The following is an 18,437-nucleotide window of genomic DNA, read 5'->3' on the forward strand; positions in this document are numbered from 1 at the left end:
TCCCATTTAGTGTCATTTGGGCAGTTTATAAACAAACGCGCGGTAGTATAAAGGCAAGCCAGACGCATTGATATACCCGTTAACGCGACGGGTGATAAGGAGATCGACCGTTATGGCTTTTAAAACCTGGCAAATAGGATTGCATATTCAGCAGCATGAAGCGCTGGCCATCGCCGTTATTCGCGGCGCATCGGGCTGGTCTCTGCAACGTTGGTGGCGACTGCCGCTGATGAACGCCTCGACGGCAGAGGGTACGATTCCTGACCCGCAATCGCTGGCTCACGTACTGCGACCCTGGAGCCGCGAGCTGCCGCTGCGTCACCGTATTTATCTCTCTTTTCCCGCAAATCGGACATTGCAACGCGCTTTTCCACATCCGCCGATGCGGCTGCGGGAACGTGAGCAAATCGCATGGCTTTCACAAACGATGGCGCGTGAGCTGGATATGGATCCGGACTTATTGCGTTTCGACTTTCAGGACGATGCGTTAAGCCCCGCGTTCAACGTTACCGCCGTGCAAAGCAAAGAAATTTCAGCGCTGTTAACGCTGGCGCAAACGCTCAATGTGCGCATCGCTGCTGTAACGCCCGATGCCTGTGCGTTACAGCGCTTGCTGCCGTTTATACCTTCGGGGCGGCAATGTCTGGTCTGGCGCGATGAGAGCCAGTGGCTGTGGGCGACGCGCTATGCGTGGGGGCGTAAATCGGCGCGAGAGGCGACGACGCTGCATGACCTTGCCGCGACGTTATCCGTCGTGCCGGAACATATTTCATTATGCGCCGAAGGCGAATTCGACCCCTGGCGCGCCGTTACCGTCCGCCAACCGCCGGTTCCGCCGGATGGTTATCGCTTTGCGATTGCGCTGGGTTTAGCCATGGGGGAGATACGCTGATGGCGCATTCTGTCAATTTGCTCCCCTGGCGGCGCCAACATTATGTAGCGCGTCTGCGGCTGTGGTGCGTGGTATGGGGCGCGTCCCTGCTGCTGATAACAAGCCTCGCGACGATCGCCCGGTTGGTTTTTTGGCAGGAGGGGAGGATTAACGAGCTGCTACTGACGGCGGAAAACGGACGCACGACGGCACTTGCGGCGAACATACCGCAGTTGCAGCAGCGTCAGCGACAGCAACAGGCGCGATTACAACGTCAGGCGCAGCGTGAACTGACGCAAGCCTGGCAATCTATGTTGATTGACCTTGCCAACCTGTTGCCAGAGCAGGCATGGCTGACAAGCCTCAATTATCAGCAAGAGACGCTAGAGCTGGAAGGGCTGGCGAGAACGTTTGACGCCCTGCTCACGCTTGAGACATCGCTTCGTCACTATGTCAGTTTTACGCTAAACCGCACGGGCGCCACGCGGCAGGATGCGCAAGGGCGCTGGCAGTTCCATTATCAGTTAACGAGGAGCGCCGCCCGTGAACGCGCTCTTTGATATCTGGTACGGGATGTCGCGCCGTGGTCGGGTTTTTTGTTGGTGTGCAGGCGTGCTGTGTCTGACGCTGACGGTCGCGTTATCTGTGGGCTATCCCGGCTGGAAGACGTTGGATACGCAACAAACGCGGTTAAGCCAGCAGCGCGAGGCCGCCCGGCAACAGTGGCGTCATCTGCGCCGTCTGAGCGTCGCGGCTGAACCGCTTTTCGGGCGCACCGTTGAAAATCCGCGTCCTTTTTCGCCGTTAGATTTCCAGGCGCCTCCCCTACGTTTGCTGCACTGGCAGCCATCGGCGCAGGGGGGAGAAATGGCGCTGAAAACGTCCTGGGATGCGGTGCCGTCGCTGTTTGTCCGGTTGGCCGAAAGCGAGATGATCGTAAGTCGGTTTTCATTGCGTAAAGAGGGGGCGGAATTATTGATGACTCTGCAACTGGAGCGCTTGGCGAATGAAGGCTAGCCGCAGTGTATTGCTCTGTTTTTGTTTGCTGACGTTGACGGGAATGCGCGATCCCTTCCGCCCGCCGGAAGATCGCTGCCGGATAGCGGAACTCTCGCAGTGGCGGTATCAGGGCGCGGTGCGTAAAGGCGAGCGATGGACAGGCATTCTTAAAGACAGTCAGCAAAAATGGCGACGAGTGGAAGAAGGGCAGACGCTGGAAAACGGTTGGACGATTGTCCGCCTGACGGCGGAAGCCTTAACGTTAACGACCGGTAAAAATTGTGCGCCGCCGCAGTGGCGGTGGCTACGTCAGGGAGCGGACAATGAAGCGATGGATAGCCATAATACTGATAGCCTTGATGCCCGCCGCGCAGGCGGGAAAAGCGGCGAAAGTGACGCTGGTGGTTGACGACGTCCCTGTGGTGCAGGTTTTGCAGACTTTAGCCGAGCAAGAGCGGCAGAATCTGGTGGTGTCGCCGGACGTCAGCGGGACATTATCGCTACATCTGACGGATGTGCCGTGGAAACAGGCGCTACAGACGGTGGTCAATAGCGCGGGGCTGGTGCTGCGTCAGGAGGGGAATATTCTCCATGTTCATTCACAGGCCTGGCAGAAAGAAAACAGTGCGCGGCAGGATGCCGAGCGGTTAAGGCTTCAGGCTAATTTACCGCTGGAAAACCGCAGCATTAGCCTGCAATACGCCGATGCCGCCGAACTGGCGAAAGCGGGCGAGAAACTCCTGAGCGCGAAGGGAACCATCATGGTAGATAAGCGCACCAACCGCCTGCTGTTGCGCGATAACCGCGCGGTCCTGGCGGAGCTGGAAAAATGGGTATCGCAAATGGATCTGCCGGTGGCGCAGGTGGAGCTGGCGGCGCATATCGTCACCATTAACGAAAAGAGTCTACGGGAACTGGGCGTAAAGTGGACGCTGGCTGACGCGACGCAAGCGGGCGCGGTGGGTGACGTGACGACGCTTTCCAGTGATTTATCCGTCGCCGCCGCCACCTCACGCGTCGGGTTTAACATCGGGCGCATTAACGGACGCTTGCTGGATCTGGAACTGTCAGCGCTGGAGCAAAAGCAGCAGTTGGATATTATCGCCAGCCCCCGGCTGCTGGCTTCCCATCTGCAGCCAGCCAGTATCAAGCAAGGCAGCGAAATTCCTTATCAGGTTTCCAGCGGCGAAAGCGGCGCGACCTCCGTTGAATTTAAAGAAGCGGTGCTGGGAATGGAGGTGACGCCCACCGTTTTGCAAAAAGGGCGCATCCGCCTGAAGTTACATATCAGCCAGAATGTTCCCGGTCAGGTACTACAACAGGCTGACGGCGAAGTGCTGGCGATAGATAAACAGGAAATTGAAACGCAGGTAGAGGTAAAAAGCGGCGAGACGCTGGCGCTGGGCGGCATTTTTTCGCGAAAAAATAAATCGGGTAGCGATAGCGTGCCGCTGTTGGGGAATATTCCCTGGCTTGGTCAGCTCTTCCGCCATGACGGCAAAGAGGACGAGCGACGCGAATTAGTGGTGTTTATCACCCCCAGACTGGTGGCGACAGAATAATTTATGCATAAAAAAGCGCTGTTTTTGCACTGAACGCATCTGCGGGATTTGACGTGCGGATGTATTTAGCATACAAGGAGTACCGATTTGAGAGTCGTGCTTTTCGTTGCTGACGCATTGATTAATGCGCTTTGCCTTGCCGAAGGTGTGCATAAGACCGATGATAAACGGCTGAATGTCCGCTGATGCAGACGTATTGGTTCTGCGGATTTCGCACAATTGTTTGAAAGTAGAGCAATTTGTAGGCCGGATATGTTGTTCTGGTCGCCATCCGGCAACGCTAACTCGGGTTTTGCAACAATCAGGCTTGGTGATTTATTCAGTTGCCAAACCCGCTTGAGTATTGAGATAATTTTCAGTCTGACTCTCGCAATATCTTATGAGGTTTCAGTTCATGTCCTGCTGCGCTGGGTGTCTGTGAAGCGGGTTTACCATTAACGAATAGTCTTAGTAGTACCGAAAAAATGGCAGAGAAACGCAATATCTTTCTGGTTGGGCCTATGGGTGCCGGAAAAAGCACTATTGGGCGCCAGTTAGCTCAACAACTCAATATGGAATTTTACGATTCTGATCAAGAGATTGAGAAACGAACCGGAGCTGATGTGGGCTGGGTCTTCGATGTTGAAGGTGAAGACGGCTTCCGTAATCGTGAAGAAAAAGTTATCAACGAATTGACGGAAAAACAGGGTATTGTGCTGGCAACCGGCGGTGGCTCTGTAAAATCGCGTGAAACGCGTAACCGTCTCTCCGCGCGTGGCGTCGTGGTCTACCTTGAAACGACCATCGAAAAACAACTGGCGCGCACGCAGCGTGATAAAAAACGCCCGCTGTTGCAGGTTGAAGCGCCGCCTCGCGAAGTTCTGGAAGCGCTGGCTAACGAACGCAATCCGCTGTACGAAGAGATTGCCGACGTCACCATTCGCACCGACGATCAAAGCGCTAAGGTTGTGGCAAACCAGATTATTCATATGCTGGAAAGCAACTAATTCAAGCAGAATACGCTGGGTAAGCGGGCACAAGTAACTAAGGTGGATGTCGCGTCATGGAGAGGATTACAGTCACTCTCGGGGAACGTAGTTACCCGATCACCATCGCGGCTGGTTTGTTTAACGAACCAGCTTCATTCTTGCCGCTGAAATCAGGCGATCAGGTCATGTTAGTGACCAACGAAACCCTGGCGCCGCTTTATCTGGACAAGGTTCGCGGCGTACTCGAACGGGCGGGCGTTAACGTAGACAGCGTGATTCTTCCTGACGGCGAGCAGTATAAGAGCCTGACGGTGCTGGATACGGTGTTTACGGCGTTACTGAAAAAACCGCATGGTCGTGATACCACGCTGGTCGCGCTTGGCGGCGGCGTGATTGGCGATCTTACCGGTTTTGCGGCGGCCAGCTACCAGCGAGGCGTTCGTTTCATCCAGGTGCCAACTACCTTACTGTCGCAGGTTGATTCTTCCGTGGGCGGGAAGACCGCCGTCAACCATCCCCTTGGCAAAAACATGATTGGCGCGTTTTACCAACCCGCTTCTGTGATCGTCGATCTTGATTGCCTGAAAACGCTTCCCGCACGCGAACTGGCATCGGGACTGGCAGAGGTGATCAAATACGGCATTATACTCGACGCAGACTTCTTCACCTGGCTTGAGGATAATCTGGATGCGCTATTGCGTCTGGACGGCCCGGCGATGGCGTACTGTATTCGTCGTTGTTGCGAGCTGAAAGCCGAAGTTGTTGCCGCCGACGAGCGTGAAGCGGGCTTACGTGCTTTACTGAATCTTGGACATACCTTTGGCCACGCCATTGAAGCGGAAATGGGATATGGCAATTGGTTACATGGTGAAGCCGTTGCCGCAGGTATAGTGATGGCTGCGCGCGCATCCGAGCGTTTGGGGCAGTTCAGTTCTGCTGATACGCAGCGCATCATCGCTCTACTCGAACGGGCCGGGTTGCCAGTCAATGGCCCTTGCGAGATGTCCGCGCAGGACTATTTGCCGCACATGCTGCGAGATAAAAAAGTGTTAGCGGGGGAGCTGCGTTTAGTGCTTCCGCTGGCCATAGGGAAAAGTGAAGTGCGCGGCGGAGTGTCGCACGAAGTCGTTCTTAGCGCGATTGCTGACTGTCAGCAGGCGTAACAACAAGAAAGGTCAGACTGATATTGCGTAGATGTCAGTCTTTTAGCTTCAGGTTATGTGCAATGTCGTAAGCATTAACCTTTGAGTGGGGTGTTAAATGGATGAATTCAAACCAGAAGACGAGCTGAAACCCGATCCCAGCGATCGTCGTACTGGTCGTTCTCGTCAATCTTCAGAACGCGATAATGAGCCGCAGATCAACTTTGATGACGTTGATCTGGATGCCGACGATCGCCGTCCGACGCGTACGCGTAAAGCGCGTAGTGAAGAACCTGAAGTTGAAGAAGAGTACGAATCCGATGAAGACGATACGGTGGACGAAGAGCGTGTTGAACGCCGCCCACGTAAGCGTAAAAAGACGGCCCATAAGCCAGCCTCTCGTCAGTACATGATGATGGGCGTTGGCGTACTGGTGCTGCTGCTATTGATTATCGGTATCGGCTCCGCGCTGAAAGCCCCCTCAACGTCTTCCAGCGAGCCGTCGGCCTCTGGCGAAAAGAGTATCGATCTTTCCGGTAACGCCGCCGATCAGGCGAATGCGACCCAGCCTGCGCCGGGCGCCACCTCCGCAGAACAAACCGCGGGCAATACGTCGCAGGATATTTCGTTGCCGCCGATTTCTTCAACGCCGACGCAGGGACAATCGCCTGTGGTCGCTGACGGTCAGCAGCGCGTGGAAGTGCAGGGCGATCTGAATAATGCGCTGACGCAGAATCCAGAGCAGATGAACAATGTTGCGGTGAACTCTACGTTGCCGACAGAGCCTGCAACCGTCGCGCCAGTTCGCAATGGCAGCACGACGCGTCAGGCGGCGGTTAGCGAACCTGGTGAGCGTCATACCACGCGTCCGGAACGTAAACAGGCCGTCATTGAACCTAAGAAACCGCAGACCACGGCGAAAACCACCACTGCGGAACCGAAGAAACCGGTCGCGCCAGTGAAACGCACGGAACCGGCAGCGCCAGCCGCGACGCCGAAAGCGACCACCACGACGGCTGCGCCGACAGCGACGGCAAGCACTGCGCCGGTACAAACCGCGAAGCCAGCGCAAGCCTCGACAACGCCTGTCGCAGGCGGCGGGAAAAGCGCCGGCAACGTTGGCGCGTTAAAGAGCGCGCCATCCAGCCACTACACATTGCAGCTCAGTAGTTCTTCAAATTACGACAACCTGAACGGTTGGGCGAAGAAAGAGAACCTGAAAAATTATGTGGTATACGAGACGACGCGTAATGGACAACCGTGGTATGTGCTGGTAACGGGGATGTATGCTTCGAAAGAAGATGCTAAACGTGCGGTGTCCACCTTACCTGCCGATGTGCAGGCGAAAAACCCGTGGGCAAAACCGTTGCATCAGGTTCAGGCCGATCTGAAATAATCCAGGCTGTGTCCTGCAATTGCCTGTGAGTGTCGCTGACAGCTATTTTTGTTCAGGACAGGCGCGAGGGGCGCATTTGCTATCGCCAAATGCGCCGTAAAGCAACGCGGCACAGCCTAAAGCGCAGGATGCTGTCGGAGCTTTCTCCACAGCCGGAGAAGGTGTAATTAGTTAGTCAGCATGAAAAAAAATCGCGCTTTTTTGAAGTGGGCAGGGGGAAAATACCCTCTGCTTGATGATATCAAACGACATTTGCCAAAAGGCGAGTGCCTTGTCGAACCTTTTGTGGGTGCCGGATCGGTGTTTCTTAACACCGACTTTTCTCGTTATATCCTCGCCGATATCAACAGCGACCTTATTAGCCTCTATAACATCGTGAAGTTACGTACTGACGAGTACGTACAGGCTTCGCGCGAGCTGTTTATGCCTGAAACTAACCAGGCTGAGGTCTATTACCAACTCCGTGAGGAGTTCAACACCTGCCAGGACCCCTTTCGTCGGGCGGTACTGTTTTTATATCTGAACCGCTACGGTTATAACGGACTCTGTCGCTATAACTTGCGCGGGGAATTTAATGTACCGTTTGGTCGTTATAAAAGACCTTACTTCCCGGAAGCGGAGTTGTACCACTTTGCAGAAAAAGCGCAGAATGCGTTCTTTTACTGTGAGTCATACGCAGACAGTATGGCGCGTGCGGACAAGTCGTCGGTGGTCTATTGCGATCCGCCTTATGCGCCGTTGTCCGCCACGGCTAACTTCACAGCGTATCACACCAATAGTTTTAGCCTGACGCAACAAGCGCATCTGGCGGAAATCGCTGAGAATCTGGTCAGTAACCGGATACCGGTGCTCATTTCCAACCATGATACGGCGCTCACACGCGAGTGGTATCAACTCGCAAAATTGCATGTCGTCAAAGTTAGACGCAGTATAAGCAGCAACGGCGGCACACGTAAAAAGGTGGACGAACTGCTGGCTCTGTACCAACCAGGAGTCGCAACGCCTGCAAGAAAATAATTCTCAAGGAGAAGCGGATGAAACAGTATTTGATTGCCCCCTCAATTCTGTCGGCTGATTTTGCTCGCCTGGGTGAAGACACCGCCAAAGCGCTGGCTGCCGGTGCTGATGTTGTACACTTTGACGTCATGGATAATCACTATGTGCCGAACCTGACTATCGGCCCGATGGTGCTGAAATCCCTGCGTCAGTACGGTATTACCGCGCCTATTGATGTCCACCTGATGGTCAAGCCAGTCGACCGTATCGTGCCCGACTTTGCCGCCGCTGGCGCGAGCATCATTACTTTTCACCCGGAAGCCTCCGAACATGTTGACCGCACGCTACAGTTGATTAAAGAACACGGCTGTAAAGCGGGGCTGGTATTCAACCCGGCAACGTCGCTCAGTTATCTCGATTACGTCATGGACAAACTGGATGTGATCCTGCTGATGTCCGTGAACCCAGGCTTCGGCGGCCAGTCTTTTATTCCGCAGACGCTGGATAAACTGCGCGAAGTGCGACGCCGCATTGATGCGTCCGGTTACGACATTCGCCTGGAAGTGGATGGCGGCGTGAAGGTGAACAATATCGGCGAGATCGCCGCAGCAGGCGCGGACATGTTTGTTGCGGGGTCGGCAATTTTCGATAAGCCCGACTACAAAAAAGTGATTGATGAAATGCGCAGTGAGCTGGCAAAGGTAAGTCATGGATAAGTTGCAGAATATTCGGGGCGTCGCCTTTGATCTTGACGGCACGCTGGTGGATAGCGCGCCGGGTCTTGCCGCGGCGGTGGATATGGCGCTGTATGCGCTGGAACTGCCGGTCGCGGGCGAGGAGCGCGTGATTACCTGGATTGGTAACGGCGCAGACGTATTGATGGAACGCGCGCTGACCTGGGCTCGCGAGGAGCGCGCCACGCTGCGTAAGACGATGGGGAAACCGCCCGTTGATGAAGATATTCCTGCCGAGGAACAGGTACGCATTCTGCGTAAATTGTTCGACAGGTATTATGGCGAAGTGGCGGAAGAAGGCACCTTTTTATTTCCGCATGTCGCCGACACGCTGGGCGCGCTGCACGCCAGCGGATTGTCATTAGGTTTGGTGACCAACAAACCGACGCCGTTCGTCGCGCCGTTGCTGGAATCGCTTGATATCGCCAAATACTTTAGTGTGGTTATCGGCGGCGATGATGTGCAAAATAAGAAGCCGCATCCGGAGCCGCTGTTGCTGGTGGCAAGCCGGCTGGGCATGATGCCGGAGCAGATGCTTTTTGTCGGCGATTCGCGTAATGATATTCAGGCTGCAAAAGCGGCGGGCTGCCCTTCGGTTGGCCTGACATACGGCTACAATTATGGCGAAGCGATCGCTCTTAGCGAGCCGGACGTCATTTATGACAGTTTTAACGATCTTTTGCCCGCACTTGGGCTTCCGCATAGCGATAACCAGGAAATAAAAAATGACTAAGCCCATCGTTTTTAGTGGCGCACAGCCCTCAGGTGAATTGACCATTGGCAACTATATGGGGGCATTGCGTCAGTGGGTAAACATGCAGGATGACTATCATTGCATCTACTGCATCGTAGACCAACATGCTATTACCGTGCGTCAGGACGCGCAGCAGCTACGTAAAGCGACGCTGGATACGCTGGCGCTGTACCTGGCATGTGGTATTGATCCTGAAAAGAGCACTATTTTCGTTCAGTCCCATGTGCCGGAACATGCGCAGCTTGGCTGGGCGCTGAACTGCTATACCTATTTCGGCGAGCTGAGCCGTATGACGCAGTTTAAAGATAAATCTGCGCGCTATGCGGAAAACATTAACGCCGGCCTGTTTGATTACCCGGTGCTGATGGCGGCAGACATCCTGTTGTACCAAACCAATCTGGTGCCGGTAGGCGAAGATCAGAAGCAGCATCTGGAACTGAGCCGCGATATCGCCCAGCGTTTCAACGGGCTGTATGGCGATATTTTCAAAGTACCGGAACCGTTTATTCCAAAATCCGGCGCGCGCGTGATGTCGCTGCTGGAGCCGACAAAGAAAATGTCCAAATCGGACGATAACCGTAATAACGTGATCGGCCTGCTGGAAGATCCGAAATCGGTAGTGAAGAAAATCAAACGAGCGGTCACTGACTCCGACGAGCCGCCGGTAGTGCGTTATGATGTGAAAGAGAAAGCGGGTGTCTCTAACCTGCTGGATATTCTTTCCGCCGTGACCGGTCAGAGCATTCCTGAACTGGAAAAACAGTTTGAAGGTAAAATGTATGGCCATTTGAAAGGCGAAGTGGCGGAGGCGGTTTCCGGAATGTTGTCTGAGTTGCAGGAGCGCTATCATCGTTTCCGCAACGACGAAGCGTTCTTGCAGAAGGTGATGAAAGACGGGGCGGAAAAAGCCAGCGCACGTGCGGCCGAAACGCTGAAAGCCGTTTACGAAGCCATTGGCTTTGTGGCGAAACCGTAAGGGGTATTGCGTGCCCGATGGCGCGAGCTTATCGGGCCTACAAACGAGCGTAAGTTGGACAAGGCATCTGCGCCGTACCGTTTATCAGACCTGTAAAAAAACCGGGAAAATCCCGGTTTTTTTGTATCTGCGCAGTCGTTTCTATTATTGATCGGCAGCCGGGCCGCAACCACCAATAATTTTAGAAATAGAAATTGCAGGGTGCAGCAAATAATCGTAGCTGCAGTTGTTTTTTTTGTTTTCGATATGACCAGTACAGGCGGTGAGCGTTGCCAGAACCCCTGCCACAACGGCAATTTTTACAAATTTGAACATGTCAAAATCCTTGTTGATAAAACGAACACTAATGGTGGAATAAATATAAGATCTATTTAGCGTATAGTACGATAGCAATTAATAAACCATGCAGGTAGTCCAAATAAGGACTTCATCTTTACCTGGAAATCTGATTTAAAAAAGGCCGCTTAATAATAAGCGGCCTGTATTAGTGTTATATAATGTCGTTTATTTAACGAAATGTTTTCTTAACGTTAAGCATAAAGCCTTTATCGCTGATACCGTCTTCCTTCCACTGGTACGCATCCAGATGTAGCGCAGTATCATTGCTGCTATATTTCACGCCGATGGTTGCCAGGCCATTAACTCCGCCGCCTTTTTGACCGTCATCTATGCCGAACGATTGACCCGCCGCACCCTGTAATGACGCTGTACGCTGGCTCTTGCTGTAGCTCAGGTTCGGGCCACCTTCCAGGGTAGCGGTGGCGCTCCAGCCGTCTTTCCCGGCGTAATCCAGCTTCAGGCCGACAAGAGAGTCCACCGCCGTTTCGTTGCCAGAGTTCATGGACAGGTTAAAATCTCCGGCGCTGCGCTCTTTGTAGCCATCTTCCTTGGTGTGACGGAATTTCACCCCGGCATACGGCGTGACTTTCAGCGTATCACTCATCAGAGTGAAGGTTTTTGCCCCTTCGCTGCGGAACTCAAGGTACTGCTGACGTACGTCGGAATCCGCCACCTTGTTGGTGTCGCCATACGAGACGGAGCGACTGCTGTCCAGGTTATGCACGTCATAACGCAGGCTGTTATTCCACGCCAGACCTTCATCAAACGCCATGCTGTGCTTCAGGCCGAAGAACTGACTGTAGCCGCCGGTCAGGCCGTTATCGCCCGCGGTTTTCGAACCGTCGCCATCCAGACGCGCAATACCGTACTCCAGCGTCAGATTCTGGCTTGTGGTCAAATCCAGCTTCTGGCGCAGCGCCAGCATGTCGTACTGAGTGTCGTTGCCCAGTTCAGCGCGCGGGTCGCCTTTCGCCACTACGTTAAACGCCAGGCCGTCTTTAATCTGCGGGGCCGCGTCGGCCAGCATGTTAAAGCGGTTACTGAGGATGCGCGCTTCGCGGAACACGGTGGTGGCCTGAGCGCCGCTGACCTGTTTCAGAGCGTTGTTCAGTTCGGCGGTGGTGCCAACGTTGAGGCTGGTATACAGCTCGTTGTTGGTGTAACCGGCGTCGAGCGCACTCGCCACGCCGGAGACGCTGGCGTCGGTTGCGACATCGGCATAGGCGTTTTTGGTCATGGTGACGTCAACGTTGCCGTCGCTGTCCTGGCTTCCCTGCGCGTTCCACACCACGGTGGTGGACTGGATAGCGCCGGCGTCAGACAGGTTGCTGCCTTCGACCACGTTGTCGAAGCTGACGGTGGTGTCGGCGGTGCCTGCGGCAAAGCCGGTGTTGATTTCCACGCCGTTCATGCTGGCGTTGCTGACCTTGAGCTTACCGGCGCTGCCGTCGGCGCCGGTGCCGACCACGTAGCCGGACAGGTTGTTGGACGCGTTGGTTGAGCCGCCTGCGGTGGCGCTGGAGACTGCGTTACTCTCAGGTTCAACAGGTGTGTCCGGCAACGTATAGTTGGCATAATGCACCTCGTCGCTGTTGCCGTTATTGCCGTTTGTCCCTTCGACGTTAACGCTGTCACCCTGTTTAATGAGGCCGGAACTCGTCACGTTATCGTCAATGACGACCGTACCGTTATTGACCACATGACCTGCGCCAGCGACGCTAAATGCGTAAGAGTTACTGGCATAAATATTAATCGTGCCGTTGTTCTCAATGACCGCGGCAGCGGTGGCATTTTTATCCAGCGCCATCGCCACCATGCCCGTATCGGTGGTGCCTTTTGTACCCAGATTAATCGTACCGTTGTTGACCAGTTGCGCATTCTTGCCGCCATACATGCCATACGCGTTATTACCGCTAATGTTCATGGTGCCGTCGTTTTCCGCCACATAATTGTTATAGGCGGAGAAATCGACTGCGCGGCCATTATCCGCATCGTAGTTGATGACGCCGTTTGACTGGTTCCAGAAGAAACCGTGTTTGTCCGGAGCGTTGCCTGCCCCACCGCCTGCATAAGCCAGCACCGCCGTGGAGGCATTTACCGTTCCATCGTTGATGAATGTTGCGCCTGCGCCCCAATAGTTAATCGCCCCTTTATTGGAATTGGCCGTTATCTCCATCGTCCCTGTGTTGTACAACGTTCCGTTGTTTGCATTCAGGTGAATGGCATTTTTATTGTTATCAAGGATTAACGTACCGGTATTAAAGAATTGTGCGAAATCATTGATTTCCAGCATGGACGCATTTTGAGCATCGGTTGCAGAACCAAGAGAGAACGTACCGTCGTTGATAATTGCGCTGTCAGTGCCGGTCACTTTTGCGCCGGAAGTCATCGTGCCGTCTGCGCCATTCGTTAACGTACCATTGTTGGTCAAACTGCGGCTATCAATGGTGCCGTTGTTTACGATTTTACCGCCATTTTGCGTCAGTGTGCCGTTTATGGTGCCATCATTGATGAGATTACCGGATATTATAGTGTTGTTATTAATAACGCCGCTGTCGTTATTGATAAGCGTGCCGTTATTCCGGATCGTAATTGTCTCCCCGCTGGTTTCTCCGGCATTGTTTACGTTTCCTGTCACCACGGCTCTATTATCAAGCGTTGTGCTTGTGCCTGCGGCGGCAAGGGTGTCACCATCAACATAAGCGACAGAAACATTGCTGTCGGTCGGGTTGTACTGGTCACTATTCTGGCAGTTACTGTCAAAGCACACGGTGCCGTAGTTAACCACGGTGCTGTTGCTGTCAGTCAGGAAAGGCTTACCATAATCTGCGTCAATATTAATAATGCCGGTGGTATCGTTGATGACGGTCCCACCATTGAGCGCTGCCATGCCTACCAGTTGGTTGTCATCGGTTTGCATGACGCCCTCATCGGCGGTGAGGTTAATGATGCCCTGGTTAATGGCGGTGCCGCCGTTGAGCGCCATCATCCCGAACCCGGCGTTATTGACGTTAATGGTACCGGTATTGGTGGCTGTGGCGTCGCCATCACCGTCTGTTGAGCCTGCTACCATGCCTGTACTGGTGAGATAGAGCTGCAATGGTGACCAGTAACTTGTACTGGTAATGTTGTTTTCGTCATCCAGCGTCGGGACAAAGCCGTCCAGATAAATATCGCCTTCGTTTAACGCCGTTCCTTTAGTGGCGCTAACGCCATACACGCCTGCACCCTGTAAATGAATGGTTGCGCCTTTATCGTTAATGACGTCGCCACCGCCTTTTCCTGTCGCCAGCATTGCGTAGAAGGTGTGGGAGTACCATTTCACCGGGTATGTGGCCATGCCGCCACTTCCTGATGGATGTTGGTTGGATATGATAGTGATATCGCCGCCAGACTGGTTATGAATCATTGCACCCGCGCCCTCGGCGCGGGTAACGGCGGTACGGTCATCGCCGCTGCTGTTACTGGTTGCATAGATGAGAATATTTCCGCTATTGCTGATATCTGCGCCATTGTTGGTGCGCATAATCGAGTACACGCCGAAGCTTGTGATATCGGCCTGGCTTACAATAGATGAATCTTCGCCGTCCGCGATTAATAGCGCATTGTCGGTGTAAGCGCTGGTGTTAATATAATCGGCATTAATATCAATAGCGGAATCGTCATCCAGTATCAGGGAACCGCCGTTGTTGACTTGCGCCAGTATGACGTTGCCGCCCATTACTGAGGACGTATCCACCGTAGAGTGGCCGCTCAGCGTGACTTCGCTGTTGCCGTCGATATTGATACCCATGACGGTGATGTCGTCATTGTCCGGACTGTCGTTATGAGTAATGTTGATACCGCCACTGATATCTACGTTGTTGCCATCACCCGTCACGTTTAAACCGGTAACGTCCAGATACTGCCCGCTGACGGTGGATTGGTCGTTAACATCAATATTAAGCCCACCATCAAGCGTGATATCATTGTTGGTACCGCTGACGGCGACACCGGTTAGCGGGGTATCGCTGGCGATCAGAGAATCCTGTTCGTACTCAGCGCTCATATTCACATTGCCTGTGATAGCAACGGTATTGCTGTCGCCGCTCACGTTTACGCCCGTCGCGCCCCGGAATACGTCATCGCTGTCCTGCGCGGAAATAACGTTAATATCGCCATCCAGCGTCACCTGTGACGTATTACCGCTCACCAGCGCACCTGTACCATTCAGGCTAACGTCGATATTCCCTTTGTTTTTGAGGGTGTTTTGTTCCCCTGCGACCACAAAACCCACGGAATTATCATCGCGCACGGTGGCGTTGCCGGTATTTTTTGCTTCATTTCCGGTGCCGTAGGTGATGATGCCCATCGCGCCGTCGGTGACCAGCAGATCGCCCGCCTGGGTCAGGCTGCCGTTGTCGCCATTGATAACTACGGCGGCAGAGTCCGCGCCATCCACGGTGATATCGCCGGTATTGGCGATATGGGCGTCGTCGCCGTCAATGCGCGTACCGACGGCGCCGCCAGAGATAGTCTGATTACCTTCGTTGATAACGAGCGCGTTGTCGCCATCGATATATAGCGCCGTAGAGTCCGCGCCGCTGACGATGGTGCTCCCGGCGTTATCGATAACCACGTTGTCGCCGGTAATATGGCCGCCGGTGCCGCCGTCGGTGATGGTCATATCACCGTCGTTGTTGACGCGGGCGTTATTGCCGTCAATGACGGTGCCAGTGGAGCCTGCGCCGCTGATGTTAGAAGTACCGGTATTTTTAATCGTGGCGTTGTCGCCGTCGATGATGATGGCGGTGCCGCCGCCGCTCACGGTAATGTCACCGGCGAAATCGGTGGTAGTGCCGCTGCCGGAAATCAGCGCGCCGGTGGCGTTGTCCACCGTTGAGTGGCCCGAAATGGTGTTGGTGGTGCCTTCGCCGGAGATAACCATGCCGGTGGCGCCGTCGGCCACACTGGAGTCCCCGGTGAGCGTGTTGACGGTTCGATCGCCGGAAATAATCACGCCGGTGCGACCCTGGCCGCTGATATCCATGCCGCGAGCGGAGGTATTCGATTGGTCATCGCCGCTGATAACTGTGGTTTTATCGTCGGCAAGGATCAGATAGCCCCGGCTGTCGTACTTCCAGTAGAGACCGTTTTCCTGGGTGCCTTCAATCACGGCGGCATTGGCGTCGGTCACGTCCCAGCCGGTGACGTTCAGAGTTTTACCGTCCGGGGTGGTGAGCTGCCACTGGTCATCCTGTTTTGAATAACCCCACACGGCGCCCTCGAGAACGCTGCTGTTATCCAGTTTGAAGCTATCGAAGGCCAGGGTGTCTTTGCCTTTATCGATGGTGACGCCGTTGCTGAAGGTAGTAACAGAATTATCTGTGGGCGTGTCGTCGTCATCGCCGCTATCGTCAGGCGGGGTCACATCGTCATCGCCGCTATCATCAGGCGGGGTCACATCGTCATCGCCGCTATCATCGGGTGGGGTCACATCGTCATCGCCGCTATCGTCGGGCGGGGTCACATCGTCATCGCCGCTATCGTCGGGTGGGGTTACATCATCGTCGCCGCCATCGTCGGGCGGGGTCACATCGTCATCGCCGCTATCGTCAGGCGGGGTTACATTGTCATCGCCGCTATCGTCGGGTGGGGTTACATCATCATCGCCGCCATCGTCGGGCGGAGTGACGTTGCCTCCATTGTCGGGCGTAGGGGGGGTATAAGAATGAGTGGAATCTCCGCCACCGTTATTTTCAACGCCAATAGCCACACCTGCGACCAGTGCAGCAACGCCGCCAGCAACCCAGCCCCAGTGATTATCATTTTCAGGTAAAGTAGCAAGGCAGGTCGGTGAGAGTTTTGCGCGTTTTTCTTTAGGCAGGGAGGAGATATTACTGGGACATTCTTTTTCATCATCGTTATTTTCTGCGGCGATGGCCGGAATGTAATAACTTTGTAGCGCGATAGCGATAGCGATAGAAATAATTTTTTTCTTTTGCATAGGGTTCATCCTTAATTAATATTTTCCTTGCGTACTAAATATATGCAGATAGAGATACGGGCAGTGATGAAACGGCCAGAAGAAAAATTATGCTTTAGTGTTTATTTTATCACCCGATAACCAGGTCAGGTCAAATTGAATGCTTAACGATATTATTTGTTGAGTGAATGAATGATGGGTGAATTTGACGAATGAAAGGGTTTTTACGCAATATTGTTACTATTTAAATTCGCCTGATGTATTTAAAATGGATTGCTTAATTAACTTTTAAGTAAAAATAATTTGAGATTACGAGTGGTTGTAAAATAAAGCCCTGAATAACAGGGCTTTATTTTAATTAATGATTAGAGAACCAATTTAATTTATCGCGTAAGCCAACGACCCGGCCAACGATAATCAGCGCCGGGCTTTCAACCTGTTGCGCTAATTCACCGAGCTGCGTCAGCACACCGTGGACGACGCGTTGCTTCACGGAGGTACCATTTTCTACCAGCGCAACCGGCATATCGGCCTGCATACCGAATGCGATCAGTTTTTCCTGGATAGTCGCTGCCTGATTAAGCCCCATGTAGAACACCAGCGTCTGTTTTTCTGCCGCCAGGTTTTCCCAGTCCAGCTCGCCGCCGGTTTTCAGGTGACCGGTGACCAGACGTACGCTCTGGGCGTAATCGCGATGGGTTAGCGGAATACCGGAGTAGGCGGAGCAGCCGGAAGCCGCGGTAATCCCCGGCACTACCGAGAAAGGAATACCGGCATGACACAGCGTTTCCAGCTCTTCGCCGCCGCGACCAAAGATAAAGGGATCGCCGCCTTTCAGGCGTACCACGCGTTTACCTTTTTGCGCTTCACGCAGCAGGATCTGGTTGATTTCTTCCTGTGGGACGCAGTGGTAACCCGCGCGTTTCCCCACAAAGACCCGATCGGCATCGCGGCGTACCAGGTTCATAATGTCGTCGGAGACGAGGCGATCGTAAACCACGATATCCGCCTGTTGGATTTGTTGTAACCCTTTCAGCGTCAGCAGTCCGGCATCGCCCGGCCCGGCGCCGACCAGCACGACTTCGCCACGGTGATCCAGCGGTTCGCTAAACAGGCGTTCGGTTGTCGCGTTAACCGCTTTCTCGTCGGCATTCGCCAGCGACTGCGCCAGCCGGTCATTGACGAAAAATTTTTCCCAGAAGCGACGACGCTCGCCCATCGTGGCAAACTGCTTTTTCACTCGGGCGCGGAGTTGCCCGGCATAGCGCGCGACCTGCCCCAGATGCTGCGGCAGCAGCGATTCCAGTTTCTCGCGCAGCAGACGCGCCAGCACCGGGGAAGTGCCGCCCGAGGAGACGGCGACCATCAGCGGCGAGCGGTCAATAATGGAGGGCATGATAAAGCTGGCGGCTTTCGGCGCATCCACCACGTTGCAGAAGATACGGCGTGACTCCGCCGCGTCGCTGACGCGCTGGTTGACGGTATCGTCGTCGGTGGCCGCGATCGCCAGCCAACACGAGTCGAGAAGCGTTTCGTCGAACGGTCCCTCAACCAGAGTCAACATGCCTTCATTTGCCCATACGGTGAACTGTGGAATAAAGGTGAGCGCATTGACCGTTAAACGTGCGCCTGCTTCCAGCAATAACCGTGCTTTGCGTTCTGCGACATCGCCACCGCCGACGATCAGACAGTCGCGGTCGCGTAATTGACAAAATATAGGCAAATGGTCCACGAC

15 protein-coding genes are annotated in these 18,437 nt (G+C 54.1%); 12 read left to right on the top strand and 3 right to left on the bottom strand.

The genetic code is table 11. The features are described from left to right. Positions 1-112 precede the first annotated feature (112 nt). The 12 genes from ACLJZ5_RS10885 to trpS all read left to right on the top strand — a co-directional run bounded on the left by ACLJZ5_RS10885 (position 113) and on the right by trpS (position 10,398). Entirely contained in the window at positions 113-892 is a 780-nt protein-coding gene (locus tag ACLJZ5_RS10885; RefSeq protein ID WP_024798068.1) for a hypothetical protein, read from the top strand. Beyond that, on the top strand, positions 892-1,431 hold the full coding sequence (locus ACLJZ5_RS10890; protein WP_024798067.1) for a PilN domain-containing protein: 540 nt from the start codon (positions 892-894) through the stop codon (positions 1,429-1,431). Before ACLJZ5_RS10885 ends, ACLJZ5_RS10890 begins: the two co-directional genes overlap by 1 nt. Then, positions 1,415-1,888, top strand: coding sequence for a hypothetical protein (locus ACLJZ5_RS10895; RefSeq protein ID WP_024798066.1), 474 nt, complete (start codon positions 1,415-1,417; stop codon positions 1,886-1,888). The genes ACLJZ5_RS10890 and ACLJZ5_RS10895 overlap by 17 nt, the downstream gene beginning before the upstream one ends. Further along, positions 1,878-2,279 carry a HofP DNA utilization family protein gene (locus tag ACLJZ5_RS10900; protein WP_000648140.1) on the top strand — a complete coding sequence of 134 codons (402 nt, stop codon included), beginning with the start codon at positions 1,878-1,880 and terminating at the stop codon, positions 2,277-2,279. The genes ACLJZ5_RS10895 and ACLJZ5_RS10900 overlap by 11 nt, the downstream gene beginning before the upstream one ends. After that, entirely contained in the window at positions 2,194-3,432 is a 1,239-nt protein-coding gene (hofQ, locus tag ACLJZ5_RS10905) for a DNA uptake porin HofQ (RefSeq protein WP_024798065.1), read from the top strand. The genes ACLJZ5_RS10900 and hofQ overlap by 86 nt, the downstream gene beginning before the upstream one ends. Before the next feature lie 464 nt (positions 3,433-3,896). Beyond that, the gene (aroK, locus tag ACLJZ5_RS10910) at positions 3,897-4,418 is read left to right on the top strand and encodes a shikimate kinase AroK (protein WP_000818621.1); all 522 of its coding nucleotides are present in this window, start codon (positions 3,897-3,899) and stop codon (positions 4,416-4,418) included. 56 nt (positions 4,419-4,474) lie between these two features. Next, a complete protein-coding gene (aroB, locus tag ACLJZ5_RS10915) occupies positions 4,475-5,563 on the top strand; it encodes a 3-dehydroquinate synthase (RefSeq protein WP_024798064.1) in 1,089 nt (362 codons plus the stop codon). Between the two features lie 97 nt (positions 5,564-5,660). Then, positions 5,661-6,938, top strand: a complete 1,278-nt coding sequence (damX, locus tag ACLJZ5_RS10920; RefSeq protein WP_024798063.1) for a cell division protein DamX — start codon at positions 5,661-5,663, stop codon at positions 6,936-6,938. A gap of 180 nt (positions 6,939-7,118) precedes the next feature. Beyond that, positions 7,119-7,955, top strand: a complete 837-nt coding sequence (gene dam, locus ACLJZ5_RS10925) for an adenine-specific DNA-methyltransferase (RefSeq protein ID WP_000742132.1) — start codon at positions 7,119-7,121, stop codon at positions 7,953-7,955. Between the two features lie 17 nt (positions 7,956-7,972). Beyond that, a complete protein-coding gene (gene rpe / locus ACLJZ5_RS10930) occupies positions 7,973-8,650 on the top strand; it encodes a ribulose-phosphate 3-epimerase (RefSeq protein WP_000816286.1) in 678 nt (225 codons plus the stop codon). Next, positions 8,643-9,401: a phosphoglycolate phosphatase gene (gph, locus tag ACLJZ5_RS10935; RefSeq protein ID WP_000359652.1), complete on the top strand. Its 759-nt coding sequence runs from the start codon at positions 8,643-8,645 to the stop codon at positions 9,399-9,401. The genes rpe and gph overlap by 8 nt, the downstream gene beginning before the upstream one ends. After that, positions 9,394-10,398 (top strand): tryptophan--tRNA ligase, encoded by a 1,005-nt coding sequence (gene trpS / locus ACLJZ5_RS10940; RefSeq protein ID WP_000165562.1) that lies wholly within the window; start codon positions 9,394-9,396, stop codon positions 10,396-10,398. The genes gph and trpS overlap by 8 nt, the downstream gene beginning before the upstream one ends. Before the next feature lie 144 nt (positions 10,399-10,542). Here the strand turns inward: trpS and ACLJZ5_RS10945 are convergent, their stop codons facing one another. From ACLJZ5_RS10945 to cysG, 3 genes are all read right to left on the bottom strand, one after another. Further along, positions 10,543-10,713 (bottom strand): YhfL family protein, encoded by a 171-nt coding sequence (locus ACLJZ5_RS10945; protein WP_000472323.1) that lies wholly within the window; start codon positions 10,711-10,713, stop codon positions 10,543-10,545. A gap of 193 nt (positions 10,714-10,906) precedes the next feature. Then, on the bottom strand, positions 10,907-16,723 hold the full coding sequence (locus ACLJZ5_RS10950) for an autotransporter domain-containing protein (RefSeq protein ID WP_080151943.1): 5,817 nt from the start codon (positions 16,721-16,723) through the stop codon (positions 10,907-10,909). A 337-nt stretch (positions 16,724-17,060) separates the two neighbouring features. After that, positions 17,061-18,434 carry a siroheme synthase CysG gene (gene cysG / locus ACLJZ5_RS10955; protein ID WP_000349896.1) on the bottom strand — a complete coding sequence of 458 codons (1,374 nt, stop codon included), beginning with the start codon at positions 18,432-18,434 and terminating at the stop codon, positions 17,061-17,063. Positions 18,435-18,437 lie beyond the last annotated feature (3 nt).

The organism is Salmonella sp. 5800, from assembly GCF_046558195.1.
Taxonomy (GTDB): Bacteria; Pseudomonadota; Gammaproteobacteria; order Enterobacterales; family Enterobacteriaceae; genus Salmonella; species Salmonella enterica.